The following is a 17,276-nucleotide window of genomic DNA, read 5'->3' as shown; positions in this document are numbered from 1 at the left end:
ATTAATTGATTAAGGCATAGAAATAATGAATACGGTAGAAACAAATAAAGAAGGCAACATAGGAACTGTTGAAGAGACTGCTGTTAAGACTCAGTTATCTGGATCACAAGCAGTATTAGAGGCTTTATTAGCAGAAAACGTTGATACAGTCTTCGGTTATCCTGGTGGTGCCATTATGCCCATATACGATGCTTTATATGATTATAATGATAAATTAAAGCACATACTAGTACGTCATGAGCAAGGTGGAATTCATGCTGCTCAAGGCTATGCTCGTACATCGGGACGAGCAGGTGTTGTTTTTGCAACCAGCGGTCCGGGAGCTACCAACCTGGTAACCGGTTTAGCGGATGCAATGATTGACAGCAATCCGATAGTTTGTATAACTGGTCAGGTATTTGCTCATTTATTGGGAACAGATGCTTTTCAGGAAACGGATGTAATCAATATTACAACCCCTGTTACTAAATGGAATTACCAGATAACGGATGCTACGGAAATTCCTGAGATGCTTGCAAAGGCATTTTACATTGCCCGCTCAGGTCGCCCGGGTCCGGTATTGATTGATATTACTAAAAATGCTCAAATACAACTGTTTGATTACTTAGGCTACAAACCTTGTCATCATATCCGGAGCTATCGCCCGAGACCAGTTGTTAGAACTGAATATATTAAACAAGCTGCTGATTTAATAAACAAAGCAAAAAGACCTTTCATCCTTTTTGGACAAGGGGTTATTTTGGGTAAAGCAGAGAAAGAATTTCAAGCCTTTATAGAGAAAACAGGCATTCCGTCAGCATGGACCGTAATGGGTTTAAGTGCTTTAAATACTGACCATCCTCTTAATGTAGGAATGTTAGGGATGCATGGTAACTATGCTCCTAACGTAATGACGAATGATTGCGATGTATTAATTGCTATCGGAATGCGTTTCGATGATCGGGTTACCGGCCGTTTAGATAAATATGCGAAGCAGGCAAAGATCATCCACATGGATGTTGACCCTGCGGAGATTGATAAAAACGTTAAAGCAGACGTTCCGGTTTGGGGAGACTGTAAAGAAACCTTACCTTTATTAACGGAATTAGTTGAGAAGAAAACGCATACAGAATGGCTTAATAAATTCCGTGAATTAGAGAAGGAGGAGATTAAAGAGGTTATTAATGAAGAGCTGAACCCTTCGACGGATACCATGACAATGGGCGAAGTTATTAAGACCTTAAATGAATTAACCGGAGGTGATGCTGTTATTGTAACTGATGTTGGTCAGCATCAAATGGTGGCTTGCAGGTATGCAAAATTCAATCAGTCGAAAAGTAATGTTACTTCAGGTGGATTGGGAACCATGGGATTTGGTTTGCCGGCAGCAATTGGTGCCTGGTATGGAGCACCTGAACGTACGGTTGTTGCAATAATCGGCGATGGTGGCTTTCAAATGACTTTGCAAGAAATGGGTACCATTATGCAGTTTGGTGCAAAGGTTAAAATATTGATTTTAAACAATGAGTTTCTAGGAATGGTTCGTCAGTGGCAGCAGTTATTTAATGACAAACGCTATTCTTTCGTAAACATTACCAGTCCGGATTTCGTTGCGGTGGCCAAGGGTTATTACATTGATGGACAAAGAATCAGTGAGCGTTCTCAACTGAAGAGCGCGTTGAAAACCATGCTTGACCACGATGGTTCTTACCTATTAGAAGTAATGGTAGGAAAGGAAAACAATGTTTTCCCAATGGTGGCTCAAGGTAGTAGTGTTTCAGAAATCAGGTTAAAATAAATCATTGGAAGATGTTAAAGAAGGAATTTACATTAACGATATATACAGAAAACAAAGTTGGCATCATCGGAAGGATCGCCATCCAGTTTTCTCGTAAGAAAATTAATATTGAAAGTGTTACTGGCTCTCCGTCTGAGGTAAGTGGCATCTTTCGCTTCACACTTGTCATTAACGAAAGTGAAGAAGTGGTAAGAAAGGTTTGTCGCCAACTTGAAAAGCAGGTGGATATATTAAAAGCTTATTATAACACCAATGAAGAAATAGTTTGGCAAGAACAGGCACTTTTCAAAGTCCCTACTTCTGAAATTGCAGAGCGAGCAAGTGTAGAGCGCCTATTAAGACAATATGGTGCCAGAGCTGTGGTTATTAGAAATGACTATACTATCTTTGAGACCTCTGGACATAGTGAAGAAATTAATGGTCTGACTAAGGCTTTAGGAAAATTTGGCTTAATAGAGTTTGTACGCAGCGGAAGAATTGCTATTATCAAAGCCAGTGAAGGTTTCCATAAGAAGCTAAAAGAGTTTGAGAACGAAGAGGTTTCTGAAATGGTTGAAAATGAATTCCTGGATAAACAGGATAAGATTTTCACGATGTAAGAAATTATAGCTTTCAAAAATATTACGTTTAAATCGAAACGAGCAGGCTTAATTAAAACATGCCTGTCTCAATCAAATGAAAAATACATTAAAAACAAGCAATTAAAACAATGGCAAATTATTTTAACACATTACCACTTAGAGAAAAATTAAACCAATTAGGCGTTGCAGAATTTATGGACCGTACGGAATTTGCAGACGGTGTAAATGCCTTAAAAGGAAAAAAGATTGTGGTTGTAGGTTGCGGTGCTCAAGGATTAAACCAAGGATTGAACCTTAGAGATAGCGGTTTAGATGTTTCTTATACTTTACGCAAGGAAGCAATTGAACAAAAAAGAGATTCATGGAAAAATGCTACCGATAACAACTTTAAAGTTGGTACTTATGAAGAGCTTATTCCAAACGCTGATTTAGTTATTAACCTAACACCGGATAAGCAACATACTTCAGTAATAAAAGCAATTATGCCTTTGATGAAACAAGGAGCAACTCTTTCTTACTCTCATGGTTTTAATATAGTTGAAGAAGGCATGGAAATCCGTAAAGACTTAACAGTTATTATGGTTGCTCCAAAATGCCCGGGTAGTGAAGTAAGAGCTGAATATTTACGTGGTTTTGGTGTACCTACTTTAATTGCTGTACACCCTGAGAATGACCCTCAAGGAAAAGGTCTTGTAGAAGCCAAAGCTTACTGTGTAGGAACAGGCGGACATAAAGCCGGTGTTTTAAGATCATCTTTTGTAGCAGAAGTTAAATCTGACTTAATGGGTGAGCAAACCATCCTTTGTGGTCTTTTACAAACCGGATCTATTTTATCTTTTGATAAAATGGTAGAAAAGGGAATTGATCCGGGTTATGCTTCTAAATTAGTTCAGTATGGTGTAGAAGTTATCACAGAAGCTTTAAAGCAAGGTGGTATTACTGCTATGATGGACAGATTGAGCAATGTAGCTAAAATAAAAGCCTTTGAAGTTGCGGATGAATTAAAGACAATTATGCGTCCTTTATTCCAAAAACATCAAGATGATATTATGAGTGGCGAATTTAGCCGCGTTATGATGGAAGACTGGGCTAATAATGATAAAAACTTATTGACATGGAGAGCTGAAACAGGTGAAACTGCTTTCGAAAAGACTCCAGCCGGAGATGTAAAAATCGGAGATCAAGAATATTTTGATAATGCTTTATTCATGGTTGCTTACATTAAAGCAGGTGTTGAATTAGCTTTCGAAACCATGGTTGAGGCAGGCATTAAACCTGAATCAGCTTATTATGAGTCTCTACATGAAACTCCATTAATTGCAAACACGATTGCCCGTAAGAAATTATTTGAAATGAATCGTGTAATTTCTGATACAGCAGAGTACGGATGTTATTTATTCGATCATGCTTGTAAACCATTATTGGCGAATTTCATGAAGACTGTAGATACTGATATCATTGGTAAGAATTACAATGATGGTAAAGACGGAGCTGTTGATAACAAAACTTTGATAGCTGTTAACGATGCTATTCGTACCCACCCTGTTGAAAAAGTAGGCAGTGTATTAAGAAAAGCAATGACCGCGATGAAAACAATTAAAACAGTTTAAATAAGAAATATAAGAGGCTGTATAAAGTATATGCTTTGCATAGGCGCTTCTTTATACAGCCTTTTAAAATATTAAAAATATGTCGAGAACATTAGTAGAAAAAATATGGGACGCGCACGTCGTCAAGCGCGAAGAGAGTTTTCCGGATATTCTATATATTGACACACATTTAATCCACGAGGTTACTTCACCTCAAGCATTTGACGGATTGCGTAAAAGAGGGATTCCCGTATTTCGCCCAAAACAAACTGTTGCGACGGCCGATCACAACGTTCCTACCCTCAATCAACATTTACCTATTAAAGAAGAATTATCAAGATATCAGGTAGATATGCTGACCAAAAATTGTGCTGAGTTCGGTATCGAGCTTTATGGTTTAGGTCATCCTTATCAAGGTATTGTTCATGTTATTGGCCCCGAGCTTGGCATAACTTTGCCCGGTAAAACAATGGTATGTGGAGATAGCCATACTTCTACTCACGGTGCCTTTGGCGCTATCGCATTTGGTATCGGAACCTCGCAAGTAGAACAGGTTTTTGCTACACAGTGCTTATTGCAGCAGAAACCCAAGACCATGAAAATAGAAGTAAATGGTACCTTAGGTAAAGGTGTAGGAGCAAAAGATATTATTCTTTATATTATTGCGCAGATTTCTGCAGCAGGAGGAACGGGATATTTTATTGAATATGCTGGTACAGCCATTCAGGCGCTTAGCATGGAAGCTCGTATGACTATCTGTAATATGAGTATAGAAATGGGCGCTCGTGGCGGTTTAATTGCTCCGGATCAAACAACTTTCGACTATATCAAAGGACGTGAATTTGCACCTAAGGGCGCAGAGTGGGATAAGGAATTAGCCTATTGGAAAACCCTTTATAGCGATGCAGATGCTCAGTTTGATAAAGTATTAAGCTTTAAAGCTGAAGATATTTCCCCTATGATTACTTATGGTACGAACCCGGGAATGGGAATGGGAATTACAGAACATATTCCGGCGATTAAGTCTCAACCAGAAAGTGAACAATTCTCTTATCAAAAGGCATTGGAATATATGGGCTTTGAAGATGATAAGGAAATATTAGGAAGACCTGTTGATTATGTTTTCATAGGAAGCTGTACTAATTCCAGAATCGAAGATTTACGAGAGATAGCCAGCTTTGTAAAGGGTAAACAAAAAGCTTCTGACGTAGAGGTATGGATTGTTCCAGGATCTAAACAAGTAGAAAAACAAGCCATACAAGAAGGCTTAGACAAGATCTTTGAAGCTGCAGGTTTTCAACTTCGCGAACCGGGCTGCAGTGCTTGTCTGGGAATGAACGAGGATAAAATACCTGCTGGAAAATATTGCGTATCTACATCAAACAGGAACTTTGAAGGTAGGCAAGGGCCCAATGCACGTACCATGTTGGTAAGCCCATTGACGGCTGCTGCAGCTGCAGTAACTGGCAAGATTAGCGATATTAGGGAATTATTGTAATAGGTGCTTTAATACCCACTATCGCACCTTTACATTAAACAAGATATTCGAATGAGAAAATTTGAAAAATTAAAATCAAGGGTAGTTCCACTACCAATAGAAAATATAGATACGGATCAAATCATTCCTGCCCGCTTCTTAAAAGCAACTACACGGGAAGGGTTTGGTGAAAACCTATTTCGCGATTGGCGCTTTGATAGCAACAATCAGCCTAAAGCAGATTTTATCATGAATAATCCTACTTATAGTGGGAAAATTATGGTAGCTGGTAAAAACTTTGGCTGTGGCAGTAGCCGTGAACATGCAGCCTGGGCTATACAAGATTATGGTTTTGATGTAGTGATCAGTAGTTTCTTTGCTGATATTTTCAAGGGAAATGCATTGAACAATGGCTTACTTCCTATACAGGTTTCTGATGAATTCTTAGATGTTATATTTCAAGCAGTAACTAAGAATCCGAATACAGAGCTGGTTATAGATCTGGAAAATCAAACCGTTTTATTGGCTGAAACCGGCGATCAGGAAAGCTTTGAAATCAATCCTTATAAGAAATCGTGCCTTATCAATGGTTATGATGACATCGATTTTATATTGAACAATAAAAACTTAATAGAAGAGTACGAACAGTCGAAATAATGCCGAAGCCTCTTGTAAATATCACTAATTTAAATCTGGAATACCAACAGAATGAGGTATTAAAGGGATTGAATTGGCAAATATTTTATGGGGAAAATTGGTTATTAGGCGGCAAAAGCGGTTCGGGGAAAACATCTCTGGCCAGAGCCATTGCAGGCTTAGAGAAAAGCTCAGGAGATATTGAAATTAACTTTGACCCTTCGAGCGTGCTTCCAAAGCAAGTAGTTTTTGTTTCAAGCTGGTATCAGTTTACCAATCTTGAGGGAGACCGTAATTTCTATTATCAACAACGTTATAATAAGCATCAGCAAAACGATACATTAACGGTATATGCAGAGCTGCTGAAATTTGCTCAGGAAGAGGCGTTGGATATTGACGATGTTAGCTATTATTTAGATCTATTTGGGTTTTCAAATTCTAAAAATACGCAACTCATCGAACTTTCGAGCGGTGAGAATAAAAAGATGCAATTGATAAAAGCACTGTGGCTAAAACCTCAACTGCTTATTATCGACCAACCTTATACTGGTTTGGACGCAGCATCGCGCAAAAATTTAAATCGGGTATTTGATGATCTTACAAGTCAAGGCTTGCATTTAATATTGATTAGCAACGATGATGAATTACCGGACTGTATTAACCGGTTTGCTGAAATAAAAAACAGTCGCTTAGTGATTGTTAATAATAAAGAAGGAATAACGAAAGAAGAGACCAGGATTAAAAAGGTACTCCCCTATTTTCTTCAGCAGGCTCCTGATATTTCTGCCAAAAGTATGGTCAGAATGAATAATGTAAATGTAAAATACGGCGATAAGCAGGTATTACATAATGTTAGCTGGGAGGTAAAAGCTGGTGAGAAATGGCTATTACAAGGACCCAATGGTTCTGGGAAATCAACCTTGTTAAGTTTAATCAATGGTGATCATCCGCAAGCTTATACCAGTGATATCTACCTATTTGGAAAGAAAAGAGGGAGCGGTGAAAGTATTTGGGATATCAAGGAACATCTTGGAATTATCTCTCCTGAATTGCATTGGTATTTTGATAGTACAGCTAGAGTATGGCAGAGCGTTGCCTCAGGTTTTTATGATAGTATTGGATTATTTCATGATTTAACTCATGACAAGCAAAGAAAGGTAGATGAGGTTCTTGAGTTTTTTGATCTGAAAGAATATAAATACGAGTTATTGAATACTCTGCCTTTAGGAAAACAGCGTTTAGTTTTATTAGCCAGAACGATTATCAAGAATCCAGAACTATTAATTCTGGATGAACCTTGTCAGGGTTTAGATGCAGTACAGACCCAACATTTTAACGATATTGTTGATGAGCTTTGTACTCACGGAAAAACATTAATTTATGTAGGTCATTTTGAAACACAGTTGCCTACTTGTATTGAAAAAAGAATTATATTAAAGAATGGCCGGGTTGAAGCCATTGAAAGTTTAACAGAAAGTATTTTTTAAAAATGAAGAAAAATATATTAATTATTCCGGGTGATGGTATCGGACAAGAGGTAACTACCTGGGGTAAAAAGGTTTTAGAGAAGATCTCCGAGAAGTACGGTCATGACTTTGCATTCGATGAAGCCATTATGGGCCATGTTGCTATTGAAGCAACTGGAAATCCGCTTCCTGATGAAACCTTGGAAAAGGCCAGAAAAAGTGATGCTATTCTGTTTGGTGCAATTGGACACGCTAAATATGATAATGACCCATCGGCTAAAGTACGACCAGAACAAGGTTTATTAAAAATCAGAAAAGAGTTAGGCCTATATGCTAATTTAAGACCTATCTTACTTTTTGATGAACTTTTGAATGCTTCAAGCTTAAAACCGGAAATTCTGAAAGGAACTGATATATTATTCTTCAGAGAACTAACAGGCGATGTATATTTTGGTGAGAAACACCGTTCAAACGATCGGAATTTTGCTTCTGACCTCATGAATTATAATCGTTATGAAATTGAACGAATTACAATAAAAGCATTTGAAGCTGCACAAAGAAGAAGTAAACGTTTATGTTCTGTAGATAAAGCAAACGTTTTAGAGACATCGCGTTTATGGAGAGAAGTTGTTCAAGAAATTGCTCAACAATATCCGGATGTTGAAACGGAACATATGTTCATTGATAATGCGGCTATGCAATTGGTTAAGAATCCTAAGAAGTTTGATGTAGTTCTTACAGCGAATTTATTTGGGGATATACTTACAGATGAGGCATCGCAGATAGCAGGTTCTATGGGCATGCTGGCTTCTGCATCTATTGGTGACGGAACTGGTTTCTTTGAACCTATCCATGGTTCTGCACATGATATTGCAGGTCAGAATAAAGCAAATCCGTTGGCTTCTATCCTATCGGTTGCATTGATGCTGGAAATTAGCTTTGGACTAAAAGAGGAAGCAGCTTTTGTTACGAAAGCGGTTGCTGATACACTGAAAGCTGGTTTTAGAACACTGGATATAGCAGATAACACTACCTCTCCTGAATTAATTTTAGGGACGAAAGAGATGGGAGCCAAAGTTTTAGAGGCTTTTGCTGAGAAAAAGAATGTCGTCTATTCATAATTATTAATCTTCAAAAAGAAATTCATATGTTACACGATCCAAATCATTTATACATATTCGACACCACTCTTCGGGATGGAGAGCAAGTGCCAGGATGCCAATTAACTACTTCAGAAAAGATTGAAATTGGAATTGAACTGGAACGCTTGGGCGTTGATATCGTTGAAGCAGGTTTCCCGGTATCTAGTCCGGGCGACTTTCAAAGTGTTGTTGAGCTGTCTAAGAATCTAAATGATGTAATTATCTGTGCTTTGACCAGGGCTAATGAAAACGACATTAAGGTTGCAGCTGAATCATTAAAGTTTGCTAAAAGAGGAAGAATTCATACAGGAATTGGTTCTTCTGATATGCATATCAAATATAAATTTAACAGCACACGAGAGGAGATTTTAGAACGCGCGGTTGCTGCTGTGAAATATGCCAAGTCTTTTGTTGAGGATGTGGAATTTTATGCTGAAGATGCAGGTCGTGCTGACAATGAATATCTTGCTAAAATGATCGAAGCTGTTATCTCAGCCGGCGCAACCGTAGTCAATATTCCAGACACAAATGGCTATTGTTTACCTGAACAATATGCTGATAAAATCAGATTCTTAAAAGAGAATGTTAAGAATATTGATAATGCTATTATTTCTGTGCATTGTCATAATGATATGGGCTTAGCTACTGCGAATTCGATTGCTGGAGTGAAAGCTGGTGCCAGACAAGTAGAATGTACTATTAATGGAATAGGAGAACGTGCAGGAAACACTTCTTTAGAAGAAGTGGCCATGATTCTTCAAGTTCATCATAATAGTTTTGATGGCTTAAAAACAAACATAAATAGTAAACTGTTTACTGCTATTAGCCGCCAGGTAAGTATGATGATGGATATGCCTGTGCAACCTAACAAGGCAATTGTTGGAAAGAATGCATTTGCTCATAGTTCAGGAATTCATCAGGACGGTTTTTTAAAGCATCGTGAAAACTATGAAATTATCAAACCGGAAGATGTGGGTTTAGATGAAGCAGGCATCATCTTAACAGCAAGAAGCGGAAGACACGCCATAAAATATCATCTACAACGTTTAGGCTATAATTTAGAACGAAGTGATTTAGATAGTCTATATACTAAGTTCCTTGATTTAGCCGATGGTAAAAAGGAAATAACCGATCAGGATTTAATTAATTTAGCACAAAATACAACTATAAAAGTATAAAACATGGCCGAACATTCGGATATAACTCTTGATTCAGTTGCTGCTTTAAAACGTATCCAATCGGTAATCAATAGAACTCCTCTTCAATATAACAGCAGGCTTTCCAAAAAATACAATGCTTCAATTTATCTGAAGCGTGAGGATATGCAAGTTGTACGATCTTATAAATTAAGAGGTGCCTATAATAAAATATCTCGTTTAAATGACGAGGAAAGAAAAAATGGAGTAGTGTGTGCAAGTGCAGGAAATCATGCTCAGGGTTTTGCATTCTCTTGTAAGAATCAACAGATCAAAGGTGTAATATTTATGCCTAGCCATACTCCGAAACAAAAGATTGACCAAACTCGTATGTTTGGAGAATCTTTTGTGGAAATTATTCTGACAGGCGATACATTTGATGATTGCCTTAGAGAAGCTTTAATTTATACCAAGGAACATAATATGACCTTTGTTCCTCCTTTTGATGATCCTGCAATAATTGAGGGTCAGGGAACTGTAGGGGTAGAAATTCTAGAGGATTTACCGGATGTTAATGTTGTAATTATACCTATTGGTGGTGGTGGTTTAGCCTCTGGAGTAGGATATTATTTTAATCATGCACGCCCGGAAGTCACCTGTTTTGGTGTTGAGCCTGAAGGAGCGCCTTGTATGAAGGCAGCATTTTCTGCTGGTAAACCAGTAACGCTTGATAACATTATCACCTTTGTAGATGGTGCAGCAGTTAAACGGGCGGGTGATCTAACCTTCGAATTATGTCAAAAATATATAAGCAGGATTGAGCTGGTACCCGAAGGAAAAGTTTGTTCGAGCATTTTAAACTTGTACAATAATGACGCTATTGTTGCTGAACCGGCAGGTGCATTAACAGTTGCCTCACTTGACATGTTTAAGGATGAAATAAAGGGTAAGAAAGTAGTATGTATTATTAGTGGTGGCAATAACGATTTCGATCGAATGGCCGAAATAAAAGAGCTTTCCTTACAATATGAGGGAAAGAAACATTATTTCTTAGTTCATTTTCCACAAAGACCAGGCGCATTAAAACTTTTTGTTACTGAAGTGATGGGGCCTACAGATGATATTACCCGTTTTGAATTTATTAAGAAAACTCAAAGAGAAAGAGGCCCTGCTTTGGTTGGTATAGAAGTTCAATGTGCAAAAGATTACCAGGCACTTGTTGAACGGATGAAACTAAAGGGTTTTGACTTTAAAGAGATCAATAACGATAAAACACTATTCGAGTACTTTATATAGTATTCGAATAGTTTCAATAGATAGCCTCCTTTAATGTTATTATCTTAAATTAGGTGAGGTACCTTATAATTGGATCCTTGGATAGCTCCTCTTCTTTCTAATTCTTTGTCTATATGGGTTTGAATCGACGACTTGCCTAATCCCCAATTAGGTGCAATTAAAAGATCTTGATCTGCTAAACCGAACAAGCGTTGTAAGACAATATCGGGACGTAGAAGCGGGATAAACTCACATAGAAAATCAGTATATTCTTCCAAGCTAAATACCTTAAATGGCTCTCTTTTATATTGAACACCCATAATAGAACCTTCTACAATATGAAGATGGTGCAGTTTAACAAACTTTATTTGAGGGAAACGGTTAATCTCATCTGCATAACGTAACATCATTTCATGAGTTTCCCATGGGAAGCCAAAAATGCTATGTACGCAAATATCTAAGGGGCTATTTTTAACCAGATTCAAAGCTTTTTCAAGCTCTTCGTGACTGCAACCTCTATTAATACGATTTAAAGTATCGTTGTAAATAGATTCCATTCCCATTTCTAAATCGACATCGTAACGATCAGAATAACTTTCTAAAAGAGCGACCTTTTCGAAATCAATGCAATCAGGCCTGGTGCCGATAGAAAGACCTACAACATGTTCCGGAGCTATGCTTAAAGCTTCATCATACATGGATTTTAATGCATGAACGGGTGCATATGTATTGGTATTGGGCTGAAAGTAAATAATAAACTTCTCTGCTCTGTAACCGTTAATAGCACGTTCAATCCCCTCTTCTACCTGTTCTTTAATGCTCGGCAATTTTCTGGCAGAATCTGGAGTAAAAGAATCTACATTACAATAGGAACAGCCACCATAACCTTTACTCCCATCGCGATTAGGGCATGTAAAATGGCCATCTACAATGATCTTGAATACCCTCTTTCCATCGTATTTTTTACGCAGGTATGCTCCGTAGTGATTATAAGGTTTTTGGCCAGAATCTAATAATGTACTCATGCAACAAAGTTAGATATATTTAAACAAAGTCTTGGTTCAAGCGTTATTTTATATATGGATACTTTAAAATTAAAATAATTCTATTATTATGAACAATAAAGAAAAAGGAGTTAATCCTGCAGATAGAAAAGGAACCCAACATCCAAAATCAACAACTGACCGGGAACATTCAGATATAAAAAAGATGAATAAAAATCAAGGGATTCCAAATAGTGGTGGTCAGTATTCATTTCAAACAGACAATAAACAAGGCAATGTAAATCGTGGGAATCAAAATCCAGATAGACAAGGCAAAAAGAATTGACCGTTTCTACACTTTTAATTTCGTTGGCGGATAACCAAAGTATTTTTTAAAGGCAGCACTAAAATGGGTAGCATGTTTATAACCAAATTGGCTTGCAATAACAGCTACTTTACAATCTTGCTCTAATAACACTTTTCTAGCCATTTCCATTCTATATGCATTTAAATAGCCAAAAACTGTTATTCCAAAAATTAATTTAAAATGCTTTTTAAGGGTTGAGTCATTGGTTCCAACAGCATGTGCCAAACCTAATAAAGTGTAATTATGTTCTGGATTTTGTTCTAGAATAGCTTTTACCCGATGGACTCTTTTAAGTTCATCGTATTTTAATTGTTGAGATTCTTTGGTTGAATTTTCAATTTGAGCTAGTTGCAAGCTTAACAGCTCCATAACTTTAGCCTGATAATAAATGAACCTGTAATGATCGTCACGCATACAACGCATAATTTGTTCAATAACATGACGCATTGCTATAGTAACCAATCGATTTTCAGATTTAACAATTATAGATTGATTATTCAACATTCCATCTTTGAAGGTATCTGAAATGGGGCTCTCTTTAGGAAGAACCTTTAGAAATAAATCTGTGCTAATATTTATTCCAAATAATTCGCGCTCTTCGCTGATCTGTATAGTCGAGAAATCTTTATAATCACGAGGAATAAATAATAAATCATTCTGTTCCGGATGCAAATCATAAGCCGCATTGCCGACATTATGTTCTTGATAATCTTTCAAATAATCAAGAGAGAAAACCATTTGAATATATGATTCATTATCCTGGAAATCAAAACGTTTGGATTGATTTTGTTTAGGTAAAATATGCCAGATATAAATCTCATCCATTTTTAACTCCATACTTATGGCAGTATTTACGAGGCTTATATCGCTATTTAATAATTTATCGTTTAAAATTCCGTCTTGCGTCATATTTGCTCCGTAATTCGTAATAAGAAATTATCAAAATCTCCTACTTTTGCGATTGGTTTTATTTAGACTATATCCAAATAGCGTACAAATATAGCTTTTTATTGGAATAAGCCTAAATAAATTCAACTATTAGCACTAAGTGATTCAATCATGAGAAATACAAGAACCAAGAGTAACTGGGAAATAATAAGAAAGCTATTTAATGATATCCATTTATGGGTTGGATTAATTGCAGGGATTTTCGTTTTTGTAATCTGTTTGAGTGGAACTATTTATGTTTACAATACAGAAATCAGAGAGCTGGCATCCTCTCATTTACATAAAGTAACTCCTGAAGCTAATAAGATTGATATTGAACAATTATCAGAAATTGTTAAGGTTGAAAGTAATGCCAGGATAACAGGTTTTACTATTCCGTCAAGTCAATCAAAATCATATCAAATTAGTACAAGAAAAGAAGGAGATAATAGCAGAGGTGGCGTTACATACTATATTAACCCTTATAACGGGGAGATTTTAGGAAACTCAAAAGAGGAAAGTAAGGTTGCTACATTTATGGGCTCTATGTTCAGTTTACACCGCTGGCTGTTGCTGGACAAGGTTGAAACTCCAATATTTGAAGGATTAGCAAATCAGAAATTAGGAAGCTATATTTCCGGAGCAATGACTATCCTGTTTACTATAGGTCTGTTAACAGGTATTGTAATTTGGTTTCCCAGGAAAATAAAAAGATGGCGACAAGGTCTTACTATTAAATTTAATAGCAACTGGAAACGTATCAATCACGATATCCACAACAGTCTTTCTTTATATTCTTTTGTATTTCTACTATTGATGGGTATAACAGGCCCACAATGGTCGTTTGAATGGTATAGGACAGGACTAAGAAAAGCTTTAGGAACCTACGAGGCACCAGCAGCTCCAGCTAAAGGAGGAAATGCAAGAGGTGCAGATTCAAAAGAGAATACAGAAAATATAAGTCAAGCTGCAATTACATTATTACCTATGTCATCGTATCTAGAAACTGTAAATACATCATTTCCGTACGAAGGGGATATAAGAGTTACAATACCTGCAGATAATGAGGATATTATAAGCATTAGCAAATTTAAAGCGGGATTCTTTACACCAGCAGCAGCTAATCAAATTAAACTAAAAGTTCAGGATGCAAGTGTTCATGAAACGATGATTTTCAGGGACAAACCATTTAACGAAAGAGTAAGTGGCTCAATTAAAGCCCTGCATGTGGGCGATGTATACGGTCAGTTTAGTAAATTAATCTATTTCCTAGCTTGTTTAATTGCTACAAGCCTACCAGTTACCGGAACATTGATCTGGATTAATAAACTAAAAAAGAAAAAGGGAAGTAAAGTTAAAGTATCGCGTAAACCAGTTTTGGTTACGCATGAATCCATTTAAATTTATAATCCATTGTAGGGATACGCATACGTTCTGCTACACGGCTTAAACGGTTCGGTAATTTCATTACATAATCACGTGCTTTTTCACCAGCCTCGTTTAAATCGCGGATAGAATCTAACTTCCATTCTAAGATTAGTTCTTTTAAGATATCAACATAATCTACTGAAGTATAAACTCCTAGTCTTTGAGCTGCATCGGTAAAATGGCCGAATGTTTGTCCGATATTCATTCCCATCTCTCTAAGAAAATGAGCCGGCATCACTATTTTATGTCGCATCATATCTTCAAAAGCAATAAGAACTTCGTTAGCATCAACCTCCATTGCTTTTTTAATAAATGACATATATGCTTTAGCATGGCGTGCTTCATCAGATGCAATGACTCCACACATTTTTGCTAATAATTTATCACCTGATTGCTTTGCTAAACCTGCAACACGCCTATGAGAAACATTAGTTGCCAGTTCTTGGAAAGAAGTATATATAAAATTACGGTAAGGGTCATGACCAGTACCTATTTCAAAGCCATCACTAATCAAGTATTGAGTGGATATTTCCATTTGACGCATATCAACTCTACCGGATAGATATAAATACTTATTCAACAAATCGCCGTGTCGATTTTCCTCTGCGGTCCAGGCTCTCACCCATTTCATCCAGCCTCCTTGTCCATTCTTAGAAACATCTTCAACCATAGATAACCATGATTCATAAGTTGGAAGCGCTTCTTCTGTAATCGTATCACCTACTAATACAGCAACGGTATCATATGAAAGTTCTTTTGCAGAATCCTGAAGGTCTCTGATTTCCTCAAAAAAAGTATCTCGGGTTGCATCGGGAAGAAAATCTGAAGGCTGCCAATTTTCATCTATAGGTTTTAGATATTCGCTCATTTCATTGAGCATAAAAGGTTCAAGATAAGACATTACTTCTTTTCTTGAACCTATATGTATTGGCTGTTGTTTCTCTTGCATATCTAAGCCAAAGGTACGTATTTGGCCAGCAAATTTAAAAGCTTTCTAAAAAAGCTGTTCTTTACTTACTTTTTCTACTGCTGTATTATCTTTCAATGTTTTAGAAATAGCGGTAAAAGGGCTTATTACTACTTCTTCACCCTCTTCTAAACCACTTAAAATTCGAATATACTGATCGTCCTGAATACCTGTTGTAACGTTAACCTGATAAACTTTACCGTTTCTATATACGAAAACACATTCTTTAAGACTTGCATTAACTGGTGCAGTAGTGCTTGCATTAGCTTCAGGGCCTCCTGCAGGGGTATCCGTTGGCGTCGATGCTGCTTCCTCACCTGGAGGCGTGCTTTCTCCTTGAGCATTAATTTCACGTGTTGTTACTGCTTGAATAGGTACAGATAATCCATTATCTTTTTGTGTATGAATATCTACCGTTGCAGATAATCCTGGTTTAAAAGGAGAATCTAATTCTGATTTACCTTCAGCAAGATCAGTATATGATTCAGCAAGAATACGAACTTTCACATTGAAATTGGTTACCTGTTCTGCTGAAGTCGTTGTTGAAGTTGCTACCCCTTTTGCTGAGCTACCAATTTCTGTAACTATCCCTTTAAATTTTCTACCTCTAAATGCATCAACTTCAATGGTTGCTTCATTATTAACTGATATACGATTGATATCATTTTCATTCACATCCACATTCACTTCCATAGATGACATATTAGCAATACGCATAATTTCTGTACCCGCCATTTGTGCTGTTCCTACTACACGTTCGCCCAATTCTACACTTAATAATGAAATTACACCATCTACTGGCGCATAAATTGTTGTTCTTGCCAAATTATCTGAAGCTTCTTTAACGGTTGCCTGAGATTGATCGATGCCATAACGAGCACCTATAACATTCTGACGTTGAGCTTCTAAGTTTGCTTTTGCACCTAAGTATTCTGAACGAATGTTTTCAAATTCTGAAGCCGAAATAACTTTCTTATTGAAGAGTTCTAAATTACGATTATAGTTAGCTTCGCTATTTGCAAAAGTAGCTTCCATTTGCTTTAACTGTTCTTGCGCTGCAGCCAGATTTGCACGTTGTGAGTTTAATGATGCTACAGCCTTATCATAACCAGACTGAAGAATATCAGGTTTTACACGACATAATACTTGTCCTTTCTTTACGATATCTCCTTCACGAATGTTCAATTCAACAATTTCACCCGAAACTTCAGAACTTAACTTTACTTCAATTTCCGGTTGAATTTTACCACTCGCAGAAACCATTTCATTTACGGTTCGTTTCTCAGCTTTTTCAGTAGCAACTTTAATAACGTCTCCCTGTCCAATCCAACCAGCCTTATTTGCTATAATCACAAAAACCAGTATAATCACAATCGCAATAACGCCATATTTAAGCGATTTATTTTTCTTTGCCATAGTTTATAAATATAATTTATTTTAGTTAAAAGTAATAGGCTTTCCTAAATAGTAGTCGATTACCTTGGTTCTGAATATCAGGTTGTATCTCGCCTGGATAAAATCAAAT

15 protein-coding genes are annotated in these 17,276 nt (G+C 36.9%); 11 read left to right on the top strand and 4 right to left on the bottom strand.

Translation table 11 applies throughout. The annotated features are described in order from the left end of the window. Positions 1–25: 25 nt before the first annotated feature. The 9 genes from ilvB (at position 26) to ilvA (ending at position 11,100) form a co-directional block, all read left to right on the top strand. Positions 26–1,777, top strand: a complete 1,752-nt coding sequence (gene ilvB, locus C8N28_RS13660; protein WP_132225878.1) for a biosynthetic-type acetolactate synthase large subunit — start codon at positions 26–28, stop codon at positions 1,775–1,777. Positions 1,778–1,788: 11 nt separating this feature from the next. Beyond that, positions 1,789–2,376, top strand: coding sequence for an acetolactate synthase small subunit (gene ilvN / locus C8N28_RS13655; RefSeq protein WP_132225877.1), 588 nt, complete (start codon positions 1,789–1,791; stop codon positions 2,374–2,376). A 110-nt stretch (positions 2,377–2,486) separates the two neighbouring features. Next, a complete protein-coding gene (gene ilvC / locus C8N28_RS13650; RefSeq protein WP_132225876.1) occupies positions 2,487–3,968 on the top strand; it encodes a ketol-acid reductoisomerase in 1,482 nt (493 codons plus the stop codon). A gap of 79 nt (positions 3,969–4,047) precedes the next feature. Then, positions 4,048–5,445 (top strand): 3-isopropylmalate dehydratase large subunit, encoded by a 1,398-nt coding sequence (gene leuC / locus C8N28_RS13645; RefSeq protein WP_132225875.1) that lies wholly within the window; start codon positions 4,048–4,050, stop codon positions 5,443–5,445. 51 nt (positions 5,446–5,496) lie between these two features. Further along, entirely contained in the window at positions 5,497–6,081 is a 585-nt protein-coding gene (gene leuD, locus C8N28_RS13640; protein WP_132225874.1) for a 3-isopropylmalate dehydratase small subunit, read from the top strand. Further along, the gene (locus C8N28_RS13635; protein ID WP_185140150.1) at positions 6,081–7,547 is read left to right on the top strand and encodes an ATP-binding cassette domain-containing protein; all 1,467 of its coding nucleotides are present in this window, start codon (positions 6,081–6,083) and stop codon (positions 7,545–7,547) included. Before leuD ends, C8N28_RS13635 begins: the two co-directional genes overlap by 1 nt. Before the next feature lie 2 nt (positions 7,548–7,549). Beyond that, complete coding sequence (leuB, locus tag C8N28_RS13630) at positions 7,550–8,647, top strand: 3-isopropylmalate dehydrogenase (RefSeq protein WP_132225872.1); 1,098 nt, start codon at positions 7,550–7,552, stop codon at positions 8,645–8,647. 26 nt (positions 8,648–8,673) lie between these two features. After that, the gene (locus C8N28_RS13625) at positions 8,674–9,846 is read left to right on the top strand and encodes a 2-isopropylmalate synthase (RefSeq protein WP_132225871.1); all 1,173 of its coding nucleotides are present in this window, start codon (positions 8,674–8,676) and stop codon (positions 9,844–9,846) included. A gap of 3 nt (positions 9,847–9,849) precedes the next feature. Next, positions 9,850–11,100: a threonine ammonia-lyase IlvA gene (gene ilvA / locus C8N28_RS13620; protein ID WP_132225869.1), complete on the top strand. Its 1,251-nt coding sequence runs from the start codon at positions 9,850–9,852 to the stop codon at positions 11,098–11,100. Positions 11,101–11,144: 44 nt separating this feature from the next. Here the strand turns inward: ilvA and C8N28_RS13615 are convergent, their stop codons facing one another. Next, positions 11,145–12,104 (bottom strand): TIGR01212 family radical SAM protein, encoded by a 960-nt coding sequence (locus C8N28_RS13615; RefSeq protein WP_132225867.1) that lies wholly within the window; start codon positions 12,102–12,104, stop codon positions 11,145–11,147. A gap of 88 nt (positions 12,105–12,192) precedes the next feature. Between C8N28_RS13615 and C8N28_RS13610 the strand changes: the two genes are divergently transcribed. After that, positions 12,193–12,408: a hypothetical protein gene (locus C8N28_RS13610; RefSeq protein ID WP_132225865.1), complete on the top strand. Its 216-nt coding sequence runs from the start codon at positions 12,193–12,195 to the stop codon at positions 12,406–12,408. A gap of 6 nt (positions 12,409–12,414) precedes the next feature. On the opposite strand, the gene C8N28_RS13605 is transcribed toward C8N28_RS13610, so the two are convergent. Next, a complete protein-coding gene (locus tag C8N28_RS13605) occupies positions 12,415–13,338 on the bottom strand; it encodes a helix-turn-helix domain-containing protein (protein ID WP_132225863.1) in 924 nt (307 codons plus the stop codon). 150 nt (positions 13,339–13,488) lie between these two features. Here C8N28_RS13605 and C8N28_RS13600 point away from each other — a divergent pair, with 150 nt between their 5' ends. Further along, positions 13,489–14,757 carry a PepSY-associated TM helix domain-containing protein gene (locus C8N28_RS13600; RefSeq protein ID WP_132225861.1) on the top strand — a complete coding sequence of 423 codons (1,269 nt, stop codon included), beginning with the start codon at positions 13,489–13,491 and terminating at the stop codon, positions 14,755–14,757. Here C8N28_RS13600 and C8N28_RS13595 read toward each other — a convergent pair. Continuing rightward, positions 14,738–15,733, bottom strand: coding sequence for an acyl-ACP desaturase (locus C8N28_RS13595; RefSeq protein WP_132225859.1), 996 nt, complete (start codon positions 15,731–15,733; stop codon positions 14,738–14,740). The genes C8N28_RS13600 and C8N28_RS13595 overlap by 20 nt on opposite strands. Before the next feature lie 45 nt (positions 15,734–15,778). Further along, positions 15,779–17,167, bottom strand: a complete 1,389-nt coding sequence (locus C8N28_RS13590; protein ID WP_132225857.1) for an efflux RND transporter periplasmic adaptor subunit — start codon at positions 17,165–17,167, stop codon at positions 15,779–15,781. Positions 17,168–17,276: the final 109 nt, after the last annotated feature.

Origin of the sequence: Albibacterium bauzanense, assembly GCF_004339765.1 — a bacterium.
Classification (GTDB): Bacteria; Bacteroidota; Bacteroidia; order Sphingobacteriales; family Sphingobacteriaceae; genus Albibacterium; species Albibacterium bauzanense.
Note: the sequence above shows the minus strand (reverse complement) of the source record. Positions and strands in the feature narration are given on the sequence as shown.